This is a genomic window from Streptomyces sp. NPDC001507, assembly GCF_042894765.1.
Lineage (GTDB): Bacteria > Actinomycetota > Actinomycetes > Streptomycetales > Streptomycetaceae > Streptomyces.
Genome location: NZ_JBIAVV010000013.1, coordinates 18,780 through 34,171 on the forward strand (window position 1 = coordinate 18,780; position 15,392 = coordinate 34,171).

Annotated in this window: 18 protein-coding genes; 14 read left to right on the forward strand and 4 right to left on the reverse strand. The window is 71.4% G+C overall.

Annotated elements, in window-relative coordinates; genetic code table 11:
- Positions 1–50: 50 nt before the first annotated feature.
- From ACFY0K_RS36100 to ACFY0K_RS36120, 5 genes are all read left to right on the forward strand, one after another.
- Positions 51–806, forward strand: coding sequence for a PIG-L deacetylase family protein (locus ACFY0K_RS36100; RefSeq protein WP_390643386.1), 756 nt, complete (start codon positions 51–53; stop codon positions 804–806).
- The gene (locus ACFY0K_RS36105; RefSeq protein ID WP_390643387.1) at positions 803–1,507 is read left to right on the forward strand and encodes a 4-carboxy-4-hydroxy-2-oxoadipate aldolase/oxaloacetate decarboxylase; all 705 of its coding nucleotides are present in this window, start codon (positions 803–805) and stop codon (positions 1,505–1,507) included. The genes ACFY0K_RS36100 and ACFY0K_RS36105 overlap by 4 nt, the downstream gene beginning before the upstream one ends.
- Positions 1,504–2,622 (forward strand): 4-oxalomesaconate tautomerase, encoded by a 1,119-nt coding sequence (locus tag ACFY0K_RS36110; RefSeq protein WP_390643388.1) that lies wholly within the window; start codon positions 1,504–1,506, stop codon positions 2,620–2,622. Before ACFY0K_RS36105 ends, ACFY0K_RS36110 begins: the two co-directional genes overlap by 4 nt.
- Complete coding sequence (locus ACFY0K_RS36115; protein ID WP_390643389.1) at positions 2,603–3,553, forward strand: VOC family protein; 951 nt, start codon at positions 2,603–2,605, stop codon at positions 3,551–3,553. The genes ACFY0K_RS36110 and ACFY0K_RS36115 overlap by 20 nt, the downstream gene beginning before the upstream one ends.
- A gap of 229 nt (positions 3,554–3,782) precedes the next feature.
- A complete protein-coding gene (locus ACFY0K_RS36120; RefSeq protein ID WP_390643390.1) occupies positions 3,783–5,108 on the forward strand; it encodes an MFS transporter in 1,326 nt (441 codons plus the stop codon).
- 56 nt (positions 5,109–5,164) lie between these two features.
- Here the strand turns inward: ACFY0K_RS36120 and ACFY0K_RS36125 are convergent, their stop codons facing one another.
- From ACFY0K_RS36125 to ACFY0K_RS36135, 3 genes are all read right to left on the reverse strand, one after another.
- Entirely contained in the window at positions 5,165–5,929 is a 765-nt protein-coding gene (locus ACFY0K_RS36125) for an XRE family transcriptional regulator (protein WP_390643391.1), read from the reverse strand.
- 194 nt (positions 5,930–6,123) lie between these two features.
- Positions 6,124–6,546, reverse strand: coding sequence for an SH3 domain-containing protein (locus ACFY0K_RS36130; RefSeq protein ID WP_390643392.1), 423 nt, complete (start codon positions 6,544–6,546; stop codon positions 6,124–6,126).
- A gap of 130 nt (positions 6,547–6,676) precedes the next feature.
- Entirely contained in the window at positions 6,677–7,081 is a 405-nt protein-coding gene (locus ACFY0K_RS36135; RefSeq protein ID WP_351961472.1) for a cupin domain-containing protein, read from the reverse strand.
- 235 nt (positions 7,082–7,316) lie between these two features.
- On the opposite strand from ACFY0K_RS36135, the gene ACFY0K_RS36140 reads away from it, so the two are divergent.
- The 9 genes from ACFY0K_RS36140 (at position 7,317) to ACFY0K_RS36180 (ending at position 14,825) form a co-directional block, all read left to right on the forward strand.
- Positions 7,317–7,880, forward strand: coding sequence for a carboxymuconolactone decarboxylase family protein (locus ACFY0K_RS36140; RefSeq protein WP_390643393.1), 564 nt, complete (start codon positions 7,317–7,319; stop codon positions 7,878–7,880).
- Positions 7,881–7,991: 111 nt separating this feature from the next.
- Complete coding sequence (locus ACFY0K_RS36145; protein WP_351961471.1) at positions 7,992–8,903, forward strand: LysR family transcriptional regulator; 912 nt, start codon at positions 7,992–7,994, stop codon at positions 8,901–8,903.
- Between the two features lie 104 nt (positions 8,904–9,007).
- Positions 9,008–9,928 (forward strand): VOC family protein, encoded by a 921-nt coding sequence (locus tag ACFY0K_RS36150; RefSeq protein ID WP_390643394.1) that lies wholly within the window; start codon positions 9,008–9,010, stop codon positions 9,926–9,928.
- A gap of 32 nt (positions 9,929–9,960) precedes the next feature.
- Positions 9,961–11,409 (forward strand): NAD-dependent succinate-semialdehyde dehydrogenase, encoded by a 1,449-nt coding sequence (locus ACFY0K_RS36155; RefSeq protein ID WP_390643395.1) that lies wholly within the window; start codon positions 9,961–9,963, stop codon positions 11,407–11,409.
- Positions 11,406–12,176: a fumarylacetoacetate hydrolase family protein gene (locus ACFY0K_RS36160; RefSeq protein WP_390643396.1), complete on the forward strand. Its 771-nt coding sequence runs from the start codon at positions 11,406–11,408 to the stop codon at positions 12,174–12,176. The genes ACFY0K_RS36155 and ACFY0K_RS36160 overlap by 4 nt, the downstream gene beginning before the upstream one ends.
- Complete coding sequence (locus ACFY0K_RS36165) at positions 12,173–12,544, forward strand: VOC family protein (protein WP_390643397.1); 372 nt, start codon at positions 12,173–12,175, stop codon at positions 12,542–12,544. The genes ACFY0K_RS36160 and ACFY0K_RS36165 overlap by 4 nt, the downstream gene beginning before the upstream one ends.
- A 25-nt stretch (positions 12,545–12,569) precedes the next feature.
- Positions 12,570–13,355 carry an alpha/beta fold hydrolase gene (locus tag ACFY0K_RS36170; protein ID WP_388603896.1) on the forward strand — a complete coding sequence of 262 codons (786 nt, stop codon included), beginning with the start codon at positions 12,570–12,572 and terminating at the stop codon, positions 13,353–13,355.
- The gene (locus ACFY0K_RS36175) at positions 13,352–13,816 is read left to right on the forward strand and encodes a heme-binding protein (RefSeq protein ID WP_390643398.1); all 465 of its coding nucleotides are present in this window, start codon (positions 13,352–13,354) and stop codon (positions 13,814–13,816) included. Before ACFY0K_RS36170 ends, ACFY0K_RS36175 begins: the two co-directional genes overlap by 4 nt.
- 4 nt (positions 13,817–13,820) lie before the next feature.
- On the forward strand, positions 13,821–14,825 hold the full coding sequence (locus ACFY0K_RS36180; RefSeq protein ID WP_390643399.1) for a methionine synthase II (cobalamin-independent)-like protein: 1,005 nt from the start codon (positions 13,821–13,823) through the stop codon (positions 14,823–14,825).
- A 126-nt stretch (positions 14,826–14,951) separates the two neighbouring features.
- On the opposite strand, the gene ACFY0K_RS36185 is transcribed toward ACFY0K_RS36180, so the two are convergent.
- Complete coding sequence (locus ACFY0K_RS36185) at positions 14,952–15,239, reverse strand: putative quinol monooxygenase (protein WP_390643400.1); 288 nt, start codon at positions 15,237–15,239, stop codon at positions 14,952–14,954.
- Between the last annotated feature and the right edge of the window lie 153 nt (positions 15,240–15,392).

Consider the following 15,392-nt stretch of genomic DNA (forward strand, 5'->3'; position numbering starts at 1 on the left):
GCACGCCCGGGCCGGGTGGGCGCACACCTGTCCACCAAGGAGAGTTTTCCATGACGCACGCCAACGCGCCCGCCACCACCCGACCGCGATCCACCCTGGTCGTCACCGCGCACGCCGGGGACTTCGTGTGGCGGGCGGGTGGAGCCATCGCCCTGGCCGCGTCCCGGGGCGAGAAGGTCACCATCGCGTGTCTGACCTTCGGTGAGCGCGGCGAGTCCGCCAAGGCGTGGCGCGAGGGCAAAAACCTGGAGGAGATCAAGGCGATACGCCGGGAGGAGGCGGAGAAGGCCGCCGCCGCTCTCGGCGCCGAGGTCCGGTTCTTCGACGCCGGCGACTACCCGCTGGTCGCCACCGCCGAGCTGACCGACCAGCTGGTCGCCGTCCACCGGGAGACCCAGCCCGACGTCGTGCTCACCCACCCCGTCGAGGACCCCTACAACGGCGACCACCCGGCCGCCAACCGCATGGCCCTCGAGGCCCGCATCCTCGCGCAGGCCATCGGCTACCCCGGCGCGGGCGACATCATCGGCGCCCCGCCGGTCTTCTACTTCGAGCCGCACCAGCCCGAGATGAGCGGCTTCCGGCCGGAGGTCCTGCTCGACATCACCGAGGTCTGGGAGACCAAGCGCAAGGCGATGGAGTGCCTCGGCGCCCAGCAGCACCTGTGGGCCTACTACACCGACCTCGCCGTCCGGCGGGGCGTCCAGCTCAAGCGGAACGCCGGGCCCAACCTGGGCCTGGCGCACACCACCATGGCCGAGGCGTTCATGCGGCCGTTCCCGCAGATCGCGAAGGAGCTGGCATGAGCGGCGTGATCGTCACCAACCCGCCGAAGGCGGAGCTGAAGGACGTCGACGTCCTGGCCGGCTTCGGTGTCGCCACCGTGAGCGAGGCCATGGGCCGGACCGGTCTGCTGGGCCCGGGGATCCGCCCGGTCCAGCAGGGCGTGCGGGTCGCGGGCACGGCCGTCACCGTGCTCAGCTGGCCCGGCGACAACCTCATGATCCACGCGGCCGTCGAGCAGTGCGGCGAGGGCGACATCCTGGTCGTCACCACCACCTCGCCCTGCACGGACGGGCTGTTCGGCGAGCTGTTCGCGACCGCGCTGCAGCAGCGCGGGGTGCGCGGGGCCGTCCTCAACACCGGCATCCGCGACACCCAGGAGCTGCGCGACATGGGCTTCGCCGCCTGGTCCCGGGCTATCTCCTCGCAGGGCACGGTGAAGGCCACCGGCGGCTCGGTCAACGTGCCGATCGCGATCGACGGCCAGGTGATCCGTCCGGGCGACGTCGTCCTCGCCGACGACGACGGGGTCGTGGTCGTACCCCGCGAGCGCGTCCGCGAGACGGCCGAGAAGTCCGAGGCCCGCGAGGCCAAGGAGGCCGCGACCCGCGCCGCGTTCGTCGAGGGCCAGCTCGGCCTCGACCGGTACGGGCTGCGCGAGACCCTCCAGCGGCTCGGCGTCGAGTACCGGACGTACGAGGAGCAGCAGGAGCAGGGCGCATGACCGGGCCCGCGGAGGTGCGCTGCATGCTGATGCGCGGCGGCACTTCCAAGGGCGCGTACTTCCTGGCCGAGGACCTGCCCGCGGACCCCGCCGCCCGGGACGACCTGCTGCTGCGGGTGATGGGCAGCCCCGACCCGCGCCAGATCGACGGCCTCGGCGGGGCGCACCCCCTCACCAGCAAGGTGGCGGTCGTCTCGGTGCCGGACGACCCGGAGGCGGACGTCGACTACCTGTTCCTCCAGGTCGCCGTCGACCGGCCGGAAGTGACGGACCGCCAGAACTGCGGGAACATCCTCGCCGGGGTCGGGCCGTTCGCCGTGGAGCGGGGGCTCGTGGCCGCCGGTGACGGCGAGACCTCGGTGAGGATCCGGATGCTCAACACGGGGGAGCTGGCCGTCGCGACCTTCCCGACCCCGGGCGGGCACGTCGACTACACCGGGGACGCCGAGATCTCCGGAGTGCCCGGCACGGCAGCCCCGGTGGTGATCGAGTTCCCGCCCGCCGGGAGCCCGCTGCTGCCCACCGGCAACGTCCTCGACACCGTCGCGGGCACGGCGGTGACCTGTGTCGACAACGGCATGCCGACCGTGCTCATCGCCGCGGGCGATCTCGGCGTCACCGGGTACGAGGAGCCCAGGGACCTGGAGGAGGACCTGGCCCTCGCCGACCGCCTCCACGAGATCCGGCTGGCGGCGGGCAAGTTGATGGGCCTCGGCGACGTCGAGACGGCCACCGTGCCCAAGCTCAGCCTCCTCGCACCGCCCCGTGACGGCGGCGCGGTCACCACCCGGACCTTCATCCCCGTCCGCTGCCACACCTCGATCGGCGTCCTCGGCGCCGCCGGTGTGGCCGCGGGGCTCAGGCTGCCCGGCAGCGTGGCGGAGGGGATCGCCCGGCTCCCGGCGCACGGCGACCGCGTCCGCATCGAACACCCCACCGGATTCCTGGAGGTCGACACCAGCGTCGACCCGGGCTCCGGCGGCTCCCCGCCGGCCGTCCGCCGCACCGCGGTCGTCCGCACCGCCCGCAAGATCTTCGACGGCACCGTCTTCCCGCGCGCCGCCGCCCTGCCCGCACAACCTCAAGGAGGCAACGATGGCTCCGCCCCTCGGTGACATCGCCCATATCGGCCATGCCCAGCTGTTCACCCCGGACCTGGACGCCAGCGTCGCCTTCTTCACCGACTTCCTCGGCCTGACCGTCAACGGCCAGGACGGCGAGACGGTCTGTCTGCGGACGTACGACGACTACGAGCACCACAGCCTGGTCCTCACCGCCCGCGACCGGCCCGGCCTCGGCCGGCTCGCCCTGCGCACCTCCAGCCAGGAGGCACTGAACCGCCGTGTGAAGGCGGTCGAGGAAGCGGGCGGGAGCGGCCACTGGGTGGAGGACGAACCCGGCCTCGGCAAGCTCTACGTCACCACCGACCCGGACGGCCACGAGCACGCCCTCTACTGGGAGAGCGAGCACTACCGGGCGCCGGACGATCTGAAGCCCGCGCTGAAGAACCAGCCGCAGGCCAAACCCAACCGGGGCGTCGGTGTGCGCCGTCTCGACCACGTCAACTTCCTGGCCGCCGACGTGCTCGCCAACGCCGAGTTCCAGGAACAGGTCCTCGGAGCCCGGTCGACCGAGCAGGTCCGCCTCGACAACGGGACGATCGCGGCCCGCTGGCTGACCTTCACCCACAAGTCGTACGACGTCGTCTACACGTCCGACTGGACCGGCTCGACCGGGCGGCTGCACCACATCGCCTTCGCGACCGACGGCCGCGAGGACATCCTGCGCGCGGCCGACCTCGCCATCGACAGCGGCGTGTTCATCGAGACCGGCCCGCACAAGCACGCCATCCAGCAGACGTTCTTCCTGTACGTCTACGAGCCGGGCGGCAACCGGATCGAGCTGTGCAACCCGCTCACCCGGCTGGTGCTGGCCCCCGACTGGCCGCTGGTCACCTGGACCGAGGCGGAACGCGCCAAGGGCCAGGCATGGGGTCTCAAGACGATCGAGTCCTTCCACACCCACGGGACACCACCGGTGGGCTGATCCGGTCACAGCAGGCATCCAGGGGGTGGGCGACGCGGTACGACGCGTCGCCCACCCCCTTCGCCACCTGGGGTGTGCTGATTGTTGCTGTGATTGTTGACAAAAGTGTTGACGTTTTTGCCCGCCGCTCCTTAGCGTCTACGCACCACGGGTCAGCCGCACGAGCCGCCTCGACCCCCTCTACCGCTTCCCCTCCAGGGAACGCATCCTGGACGAGAGGAAAACAAAGATGTCCTCCTCAACCGCCCTGTCCGCGCGCGGCAGCAGACTGGCCCTGCTGGTCGTCGGCCTGTGCTGGCTGGCCGTGCTCTTCGACGGCCTCGACATGTTCATCTACGGCTCGGTGCTGCCCCACCTGCTGGAGACCAAGACCTTCGGCATCACCCCGGACAAGGCCGGCGACCTCGGCTCCTACGCCACCTTCGGCATGCTGGTGGGCGCCCTGACCGCGGGCACGGTCGCCGACCGGATCGGCCGCAAGCAGCTGATGGTCGCCTGCGTCACGCTGTTCTCGCTCGCCTCCGGCATCTGCGCCGTCTCCGGGAGCCTCGCGGTCTTCGGCCTCGGCCGCACCCTGGCCGGCGTCGGCCTCGGCGGACTGCTGCCGACCGCGATCAGCATGGTCTCCGACTACGCGAGGGGCGGCCGGATCGCCATCACCATCGGCGTGCTGATGACCGCCCACCACGCGGGCGGCATCCTCTCCGCCTACGTCGCCAAGTGGCTGGTCGACCCCTTCGGCTGGCGCTCCGCCTTCTGGGTCTGCGTGCTCCCGCTGCTCTTCGTCCCCGTCCTGCTGAAGCTCCTCCCCGAGTCGCTGAGCTTCCTGGTCGCCAAGGGCCGCACCGAGGAGGCCACCGCGCTGGCCGACCGCTACGAGGTCGAACTGCCCGCCGTCGCCGGCCGGAAGACCGCCGCCGACCGCTGGGACGCGTTGCTCGGCCTGTTCCGCGGCGGCGAGTGGCTGCAGACCCTGCTGTACTGGCTGGCCTCCTTCGGCGGTCTGCTCCTGGTCTACGGCGTCGCCACCTGGCTGCCCACCCTGATGCGCACCGAGGGCTACGAACTCACCAACGCCCTGACCTTCGTCGTCGTCTTCAACCTCGGCGGCATCGTGGGCATGCTGATCGCGGGCCGCGCCGCCGACCGGTTCGGCGCCCCGCGCATCGCGGCGATCTGGTTCGCCCTGACCGCCGCCGGTGTCTACCTGCTCAGCGTCCACATGCCGATGGGCGTGACCACTCTGGTCGTCTTCCTCACCGGCGTCTTCCTGAACAGCGCCCAGACGATGATCTACGCGACCGTCTCCATCCGCTCCACGGCCGGCAACCGCGCCACCGCCGTCGGCTGGACCTCCGGCATGGGCCGCTTCGGCGCGGTCTTCGGTCCGTGGCTCGGCGGCCAGCTGCTCGCCGCGGGCAACGGGGACTGGGGCTTCACCGCCTTCGCGCTGGCCGGTGTCTCCTCGATGGTGTTCATCGGCATCGCCGCCCTGCGCTCGGCCAGGCAGCCGCAGGCCGGCAACGACCGGGAGAAGCTGGTCGCCGCCCACTGACCGCTCTCCCCGGGGCCGGTCCGGCGCCGCGCTCCTTCCACGGGCGCGGCGCCTTCCTACGGTTCCGCGGTGGAATCCGCCTCCAGCCCGGTGCACGCCAGCTCTCCCGCCACCTCGGCGCACGCCTCCACCCCCCGCGGAGCCGGCACCGCGAGCATCGGGCTGGTGTAGCCGACCGAGTCCGAGGCGGGATAGCTCGCCGAGAGCTCGTCCTCCCCGGCCCGGACCGAGACCTCGCGCGCGACCGGAGTGTGCAGCCGTACCTCGGACCAGGCGGTGCCGCAGGCGGGGGACCAGCGCAGCCGGACGTCGTAGGCGACACCGGTGACGCGGCTCTTGGTCCGTGCGTCCCGGTCGCACGCCGACGCGTCGGGCAACTCGCCCTGGCAGGCGCGGCCGTGACAGCGCGGCGCCGCCGACACCGGCTGCACGCCCGGTGTGCCGCGCCGGTCCGCGACGGTCACGGCCGCCGCCGTCACCCCGGCCACGGCGAGCAGCGCGACCGCGGTCAGCGGCAGCCGCCACCACCGTATCGCCGGCCCCCGCTCCAGGGGCGGCTCGGCGGCCGGCGGCCCCTCGGGGGCCTCGCACAACGCCAGTACGGCGGCGGGATCGGCGCCCGCGAGCCGGGCCAGGGCCTCCACGGCCGCACGCGGCGGCCGCTTGTCGCCGGAGAGATAGCGGTGCCACGCGGACTTGCTGTACGGGGTGCGGGCGGCCAGCGCCGCGAGGCTCAGCCCCGTGCTCTCCTTCAGCTCGCGCAGCCTCGCCGCCGCCGGCTGGTCCGATGGGGTGGTTCTCGCTCCTTCGGGGTGCGGCATGTTGCGTGCCTCGACTTCATTACGCTATGGGCGTTTCGCCCCTGTTGTCGGAATGGCTTCCCATCGGGACCGGGCCCGCAATCGGCGAACAGGTGTGAAGACGGTGAATCAGGGGGTGTATGTCGAAGGCCTGTTCGGGAACGTGGGTTCCCGAACAGGCCTATGCGGTCAGGGGGTACGCCGGTGACGGCCCGTCAGCACCACGGGACGGCGTGGCCGACCCGGACGTAGTGCGCGGAGACGTACCCCTTGTGGTGCGGGAGCCGGTACCAGGTGTGGTTGCCGCGCACCGAGCCGCCGTACGTCTTGCAGGACAGCGAGACGAGCCGGTTGTTGTGACGGTGGCTCACCACGCGGTAGCGGGTGCTCGGGCCGGAGCGGACGTTGAGCCGGACGCGGTGCGTGGTCACCCGGCCCACGGTCCGGTACGTGTAGTGCCGGGTGTGGAGGCGGTGGCCGGCCGGCGCGGGCAGAGTGGTGTAGTTGTAGTACTGCACGATTCCCTGGGGTGCGGGGACCGGGGTGGCGGCGCTCGCGGTGGCGGCCCCGGCCGTGGGCAGGAACGCGAACACCGCGACCGAGGCCAGCAGGCCGTTCTTCAGGATCCGACGGGACATGGAAACCTCCGTGCTGTCGTGCCGGTGACCACGAAGCGTGATCACGACTCGGAGCGTTTCCGTGCCGAACCGTCACCATGTCGTCCCCGCGTGCCCTGGGACGCCTGGGACGTCCCAGGCCACCGCCGGTTCAGCCCATCCGGTCAGCGGCCGACAGGTGTTCGACCGTCTTCCCCGTGGCCGTGAAGGTCCGCGTGACGTACCCCGACGAGTACACCCACAGGATCCGCAGCGGGGTGTCGCCGACGTTGCGGAACAGGTGGGGGACGGGGGACGGGACGTACGTGGTGTCGAACCGGGTCAGCCGGGTCACCTCGCCGTCCACCCACACCTCCGCCTCGCCCTCCAGGACGGTCACGTGCTCGTCGCAGTTGTGCGAGTGCAACGGCGCCCCCGAGCCCACCGGGTAGACGCTCATGCCGCTGGTGACGAGGTTCTCGCCGCCCGCGGACGGCGTGGTGATCAGCGGTGTCGTCACGACCGCGCCGCCCCGGTCGAGCAGGGGCACGGACGCGGCCTTGATGATCGTGGTCATCCGGGGGTTCCTCTCCAGTACGGCGTACCTGACACGCCGACCGACGCTAGGCCGCGCGGACGCGAACGGGTGCCCCGTGGCGTGCAGTTTTACCTTGCGCTCCGGGAGGTGTGAGCGGCCGCGGAGCGGCTGTAGCGTCCACACCCGGCATCCACGGCCGCCGGAGATCCACGGCCGCCGGAGAGAGAAGGCAGGTACCGGCCCCATGAGGCTCCCCGTTCTCAGTGAAGACGACATGAACCCCCGCCAGCGCGAGCTGGCCGCCCGGATCGCGGGCCGCCGCGGCGCCGTCCGCGGCCCGTTCCGGGTCTGGCTGCACAGCCCGGAGATGTGCGAACGCGCGGAGTCCCTCGGCGCCTTCGCCCGCTTCGACTGCAGCCTCCCGAAGCACCTGCGCGAACTGACCCTGCTGATGGCCGCCCGCAACTGGGACGCCCAGTACTCCTGGAACGCCCACGTCCGCCAGGCGATCGAGGCCGGCATCCCGGAAGCGGCCGTGGCGGCCATCGCCGAAAAGCGCGAGGCGGTCTTCGCGGACGAGGCCGACCAGGCGTTCTACCAGTTCTGCCGGGAGGTCCTGGAGGAGCACTTCGTCACCGACGCGACCTTCGCCCGCGCCCTCGCGCACTTCGGCCCCAAGGGACTGGTCGACACGATCGGCGCGCTCGGCAACTTCACCATGCTCGGCATGTGCCTCAACACCTTCCAGGTGGACCTCCAGGCCGACCGGGAGCCGCCGTTCCTGGACGTCCGCGGCTACGTCCGGACCACCTCGTCCGAGGCCCCATCCACCGCCTGACCATGAGAAACGCCGCCGATCTTTTAAGCGAACAGCCGTTGACAGAATTGCCGACATTCCATTTGTGTGGGTGACCAGCGCGAGCGAGCCGCACGCGCGTTCGGAGGGAAAATGGACCGCTTGCTCCTCATGCACAGCTTCGTGACCGTCGCCCAGGTCGGCAGTTTCAGCGGGGCCGCGAAGAAGCTCGGCTCGTCCGGCTCCCTGGTGTCCCGGCACGTGGCGGAGCTGGAGCGGCAGATCGGCGTCCGCCTGGTCAACCGCACCGCCCGCTCCGTCAGCCTGACCGAGCCCGGCCTGCGCTACGCGGGGTTCGCCGCCCGCATCCTCGACGAGATCGAGGCCGAGGACGCCGGCATCGCCCAGCTCCACGACCGGCCCGAGGGCACCCTCAGCGTCATCTGCCCCAAGTGGATAGGCAGCCTCGACCTCGGGGACGCCATCGCCGCGTTCTCGGCGACGCATCCGAAGATCCAGGTCCGGTTCGAACTCGGCGGGATGTCGGACCGTACCTACGACTTCCTGGACAGCGGATTCGACGTCGCCTTCCACACCCGGGACCTCAGGGACTCCAGCGTCCGGCTGAAGAAGATCGCCTCGCTGCCGTTCGTGCTGTGCGCCTCCGCGGAGTACGTCGAGCGGTGCGGCACGCTCGCCCACCCCAACGACCTCGCCGCCCACGACTGCCTGGTCCACCTCAACGACCCGGTCTGGCGGATCGGCCACGGGCACGCCAGCACCCTGCACAAGATCCGGAACATCGCGTTCTCGTCCAACTCCTACATCGCCCTGCAGAAGGCGGCGGTGCACGGCCGCGGCATCGCCCTGCTGCCCCAGCGCCCGGCCTACGACGACCTGGTCTCCGGCGCCCTCCAGGTGCTGCTGCCCGGCCTCGCCGTACCCGAGCGCCCGCTGTACGCGATCTACGGACCCGGGCAGGACACCCCGCGCAAGATCAGCGTCTTCCTGGACTTCCTCGCCGAGTGGTTCGCGCAGAACCCGATTCCCGCGATGCGGTCGTAGCCCCAAGCCGCAAGAAACGCTTGCGCATTGCGTACCGCTCACGCCATTGAGCCCCTCGCCGGCCGATATCTACGCTCGCGAGGCGACCCGGAAACGAGGAATCCATGGGAATCCAGAGAATCGAATCGGTCACCTACGGTATCGACGATCTCGACACCTGCGTCCGGTTCTTCGACGACTTCGGGCTGTTCCCGGTGGAACGGACCGACGAGCACGCCGTGTTCGAGACGCGCACCGGACAGACCCTGCATCTCGACACCCTGCCGTCGTCGCTGCTGCCGGCCCCCGTCGAGGACGGGCCGACGCTGCGCGAGGTCGTGTGGGGCGTCGACACACCGGAGGAACTGGCCCGGCTGGTGACGGAGGCGGGCCGGGACCGCGCGGTCCGCGAGAGCGCCGACGGCGTCCACCACACCGTCGACGAGACCGGCTTCGGCGTCGGCCTGACCCTGGCCCGTCCGACGCCCGCCCCGCTCACGCCCCGCCCCGCCAACACACTCGGCAGCGTCACCCGCTGGAACACCGCCCTGGAGCCGATCACCCGGATCCGCCCGCTGCGCATGTGCCATGTCGCCCTGAACATCCCCAAGGCGGGACGCGCGGCGGCCGTCGGCTTCTACGTCGACCGGCTCGGGTTCCGTCCGACCGACGTGGTCGAGCCGATGGGCGTCTTCATGCAGGCCCCCGGCGACGACGACCAGCACACCATGCTGCTGTGCCACCGCCCAGACAAGGCGGGGATCAACCACGTCGCCTACGAGGTGCCCGGCTTCGACGACGTGATCGAGGGCGGCAACCACATGATCGAGCACGGCTGGCGCGAGGCCCGCAGGCTCGGCCGGCACACCATCGGCTCCAACGTCTTCCGCTTCCTGCATGCCCCGTGCGGCGGCCGCGTCGAGTACGCCGCCGACATGGACCGGGCCGACGAGAAGTACGGCACCCGGGTCCACGAGACGGCCCCGCCGCACCACATCTGGGCCCTGCGCACCAACCGCGACCAGGAAGCCCCCAGCGCGTCCTGACCCTGGTCCCGAACCTGAGAGGGCACCCCTTCATGACCACCGACCACGGCTATCCCGCCGTCCGCATGTACATAGCGGGCGAGTGGTGCCGGGGCGGCTCCGGACGGACCGCCCCCGTCGTCGCCCCGGCCACCGGGGAGACGATCGGCGAGGTCCCCCTCGCCACCCCGGCCGACCTCGACCGCGCACTCGAATCCGCCGAGCGCGGATTCGAGGTGTGGCGCGCGACCTCGGTCGCCAGGCGCTCCGCGATCCTCGACCGGGCCGCCGACCTGATCGCCGAACGCGCCGCCGAGATCGGCCGCGTGATGACCCTGGAGCAGGGCAAGACCCTCGCCGAGTCGACGGGCGAGGCGCGGCGCACGGCCGACACCCTGCGCTGGCACACCGAGGACGCCCGCCGCGCGTACGGCCGTATCGTCCCGTCCGCGCCCGGCACGATCCTCACCGTCCGCCGCGAACCCATCGGCCCCGTCGCCGCGTTCGTGCCCTGGAACTTCCCGGTCGGCGGCCCCAACCGCAAGATCTCCTCGGCCCTCGCGGCGGGCTGCTCGCTGATCATCAAGGCCTCCGAGGAGACCCCGGCGACGGCCGCCGCGCTGGTCGAGTGCTACGCGGACGCCGGCCTGCCCGCCGGAGTGCTGAACCTCGTCTTCGGCGAACCCGCCGAGGTCTCCGCCCACCTCGTCGCCTCCCCGGTCACCCGCATGATCGCCTTCACCGGCTCGGTGCCCGTCGGCAAGCTGCTCGCCGCCGAGGCCGGCAAGGTCATGAAGCCCACCCTGATGGAGCTCGGCGGCCACGCCCCGGTCATCGTCTGCGCCGACGCCGACCCCGGGCAGGCCGCCCGGCGCGCAGCCCAGGCCAAGTTCTTCAACGCCGGCCAGGTGTGCACCTCGCCCTGCCGCTTCCTCGTCCACGACTCCTTGGCCGAGGACTTCACCGCCGAGTTCGTGAAGGCCGCCGAGTCGGTGGTCGTCGGCGACGGACTCACCCCGGGCACCACGATGGGCCCCCTCGCCAACGAGCGACGGCTGCGGTCGATCGAGCGGCTGACGGCGGACGCGGTGACCAAGGGAGCCACCGTCCGCACCGGCGGCGAACGGCTCGACCGCCCCGGCTACTTCTTCGCCCCGACCGTCCTCACCGACGTACCGGCGGACGCGGACCTGCTCTCCGAGGAGCCGTTCGGGCCCCTCGCCCCGATCGTGCCCTTCAGTGACCTCGACGACGCGCTGACCACCGCCAACTCCCTGCCGTACGGCCTGGCCGCCTACGGCTTCACCAGGTCGGCCGCCACCGCCGAGAAGCTCTCGGACGGACTGCAGGCCGGCATCCTCTCGATCAACCACTGCGGCGGCTCGGTCCACGAGGCACCCTCGGGCGGGGTCAAGGACAGCGGGTACGGCCGGGAGGGCGGGCCGGAGGCGCTGGACGCCTACCTGATCACCAAGCGCGTCTCCCACCTGCTGACGCCATGAGGTACGCGCGAGTCTCGGTGGAGGGACGGGCGGTCTGGGGCCGGGTGGGGGAGTCCCGCGTCGAACTGCTCGCCGGGTCGCCGCTGGAGGGCGAGCCCGACGTCCTCGGTACGATCCCGGTCGCCGACGCCACCTGGCTGCCGCCCGTCGTACCGGGCGTGTTCTACGCCGTCGGCTACAACTACCCCCGGCACATCGCCCACGCCAAAGCCGCCACACCCGAGCGCCCCGAGGTCGGCTACCGGGCCAACAACGCCCTCATCGGCCACCGTTCGCCGATCGTCAAGCCGGCCGAGGTGACCGGCCGCTTCGAGGCCGAACCCGAACTCGTCGCTGTCATCGGCCGCACGGCCCGGCACGCGACGTACGACGACGCCCGCAAGTCGGTCTTCGGCTGGACCATCGGCAACGACGTCAGCGCCCGCACCTGGCAGCACCAGGACCGCACCCTCTGGCGCAGCAAGAACAGCGACACCTTCAAACCGATGGGCCCGTGGATCGAGACCGACGTCGACGCCCTCGCCCAGACCACCACGCTCCGGGTCAACGGCGAGGTGCGCGCAGCGTTCCCGACCGGGGACATGGTCTTCGACCCCTTCGACTTCATCGTCGAGATCACCCGGCACATCACCCTGCACCCCGGTGACGCGCTGTGGATGGGCGCCGAGTCCACCTGCCGGCTCGAACCCGGCGACACCGTCGAGGTCGAGATCAGCGGCATCGGTGTGCTGTCCAACCCCGTACACCTGGAAGGGAACCACTCATGACCGCGGCACCCCGCTACATCCACCACGTCAACTTCCCCACCACCGACCCCGACCGCACCGCGGCCTGGTACACCAGGGTCTTCGGGATGAAGCGCATCATGCCCAAGTCCAACACCCGCGTGGTGCTGATGACCCGGGGCAACTTCGACCTGCACTTCACTCCCGTCGAGGAGATGGAGCGCATGGCGCCCTACCACTTCGCCGTCGAGGTGGACGACTGGGACGAGTTCCTCGCCCACCTCGAGGAGCTGGGCATCCGGCACACCCGGCCGATCGAACGCCCCGAGAACCAGTCCAAGTTCTGCTACATCCACGACCCCGACCACACCATGATCGAGCTCGTCCACCACAGCCGCCGCCCCGACTAGGCACATCATTACGGGAGTTCACCCCATGCCCATCGCCGACTCCGACGGCACCTCCATCTACTACGAGCGCCACGGCAGCGGCCCGGCGATCCTCTTCGTGCACGGCAGCGGCGGCCACCACGCCGCCTGGTGGCAGCAGGTGGCCGCACTGCGCGGGGAGTTCACGGTCCTCACCGTGGACCTGCGCGGCTTCGGCAGGTCCGACTCGTCGATGGCGGAGTTCGACGGCCAGGACTTCCCCGGTGACGTGGTCGCCGTCCTCGACCAGGAGGACGTCACCGACGCCATGCTGGTCGGCCAGTCCATCGGCTCCGTCGCCGCCCTCCGTGCCGGGCTGCTCCGCCCCGAGCGGGTCTCCTCGGTCGTCCTCGGCCACTCCCTCGGCGGCATCAGCCACCCCGAGCTGCGGGAGCTGGCCGCCGCGGACCGCGCGGAGGCCGTCAAGCTCCCCGTCATCGACCGGCTGCTGACCACATCGTTCCAGCAGGAACGGGCCGACCTGACCTTCCTCTTCCAGCAGATGGGCACGTTCAACGAGGCCAGGATGCAGGACCTGCGCAACCTCGACACCGACGGCCCGACCCTGGAGGAGATCCGCGCCTCCGGCGTGCGCGTCGCCTTCCTCGCCGGGGAGAAGGACGCCGTCCTCAGCGTCAAGACGGTCACCCGCGCCCACGAACTCCTGCCCGGCTCCCACCTGGAGATCGTCCCGGACGCCCCGCACTCCATGTACTGGGAGACGCCCGAGCGGTACAACGCCGCCGTCGCCCGGCTCCGCCGCACCCTCACCGCACCGAAGGAAGCAGCATGACCAGCCTCACCCTGGCCGCCGCCGAGGAGATCATCGGCGCCGCCCACCAGCGCGCCCGGGAGATCGGCAAGGCGGTGAGCGTCGCCGTCGTGGACGCCGGCGGTTTCCCGATCGCCATCCGCCGCCCCGACGGCGCCCGCCCGCTCACCCCCGACATCGCCCGCGCCAAGGCCTACACCGCGGCCGTCATGCAGCGCCCGGGACCCATGCTGAGGGCATGGCAGGAGAGCCAGCCCGTGTTCTTCGCCCAGCTCTCCCAACTCCCCGGCGCCGCACTGCCGATCATGGCGGCCGAGGGCAGCGTCACCATCAAGAAGGACGGCGAGGTCATCGGCGGGCTCGGCATCGCCGGCGGCACCGCGGACGAGGACCAGCGGATCGCCGAGGAGGTCCTGAAGGCGCTCGGCTACGAGCTGGAGTTCGCCGCCTGGGGCGTCACCGGCTCCGGCGGAAGGGACTGACACCATGGCGGACACGTTCAACTACCGCATCGACCACCACGGCAGCCTGGTCCGCCCCGCAGGCCTGTCGACCGCCGACCCGGAGGCCGTGGACGCGGCGGTCCGTGAGGCGGTCGCCTACCAGCGCAAGCTGCGCTCCACCGTCGTCACCGACGGCGACTTCCCGCGCGAGGACTTCCGCAGCGCGGTCCTCGACGGCGTGTCGGGCTTCCGCCGTACCGACGAGACCGACCCGGACGGCCTGGTCCGCTGGGTCGCCGAATCCCTGCCCAAGGCCAACGGCCCCCTGCTCGCCGACCGGGCCGCCCGGCTCGCCGAGCTGACGGTGATCGCCCCGAAGGCATCGCTGCCCTCTCCGGCGTACCTGGCGGCCACCACCTTCCGGCCCGGCCTCGGCGTCTCCTCGGCCCGGGAACTGGGCGAGGCCCTCGCGGAGATCGTCCGCGCCGAGATCGAACTCCTGGTCGCGAACGGCGTGCGCCTCGTCCAGCTCGACAACCCGCTCCTGCTGGCCCAGCTGAGCACCGACCCGGCCGACCCCGGCGCCCTGTCCTTCACGGACGCGCTGGCGGTCGACGCCCTGGCGGCCCGACTGGACGACCGCCCGGAGGGCGTCCGCATCGGGGTCGCCCCCGGCTGGGCGGCCCCGGCCGAGGTGGACCGGGCGCGCGCCGAGCAGCTGTACGCCGGCATCGGCGCCGACCGCTGGATCCTCCCGTTCGACCAGGGCACGCAGGCCGAACTCGACCTGGTCAGGGCACTCCCGGACGACCGCGACTTCTGCCTGGGCGTGGTCGACGCGACGGTGCCGGAGCTGGCGGACATCGACACCGTGATGTTCCGTATCGACGCGGTGGGCGAGTTCAAGGACCTGGAGGACGGCGCGGTATCCCCGTCACGTGGCTTCGCGGACGTGGCTTCGCGGCCCCTGCTGACGGCGGAGGACCAACGCCGCAAGCTGGTGCTGGTCGAGACCATCGCCCGTTACTGCTGGGGCAACGAGTTCTGAGTGCTCCGCCGTCGTGGCTGGTCGCGCAGTTCCCCGCGCCCCTGAAGGGGCGTTTAGGGGCGCGGGGAACTGCGCGAGCCACCACCGACCACCCGCGCCCATTGCACAACACCAGCCCGGCAGACGCTAAATCACCTCGGCAAAAGTCACCGTTCGCTCGGTCAGCAACGGCCACACCACCCCCACCACGACCTCCTTGAAGTGCTCGGCCGCCTTGTGCGCCTCGAACCCCTCCCGGTCGTCATACCGCTCGTACAGCAGAAACCCACCCGGCTCGCCCTCCACCACATGCACCTCGTACATCAGGTTCGCGGGCTCCGTCCGTGTGGCCTCCCGCGCCTTCAGCAGCGCGGCGCGCACCGCGGCCTCGTCGGCGGGTGCGCAGCGATAGCGGGCGACGACTGCGTATGTCATCGGTCTTCTCCTCAGAACGTGTCCGGTCGGCCCGATTCCAGCATGGATCACGCGCCCGACGGCCGCCGCACAGCGCAATCAATGCCTGCTCCCGCGGGGCTGGTCGACCCCCTCCCACATGGTGTGTTGTCGCAGACGGCCCGCACGGCCGGC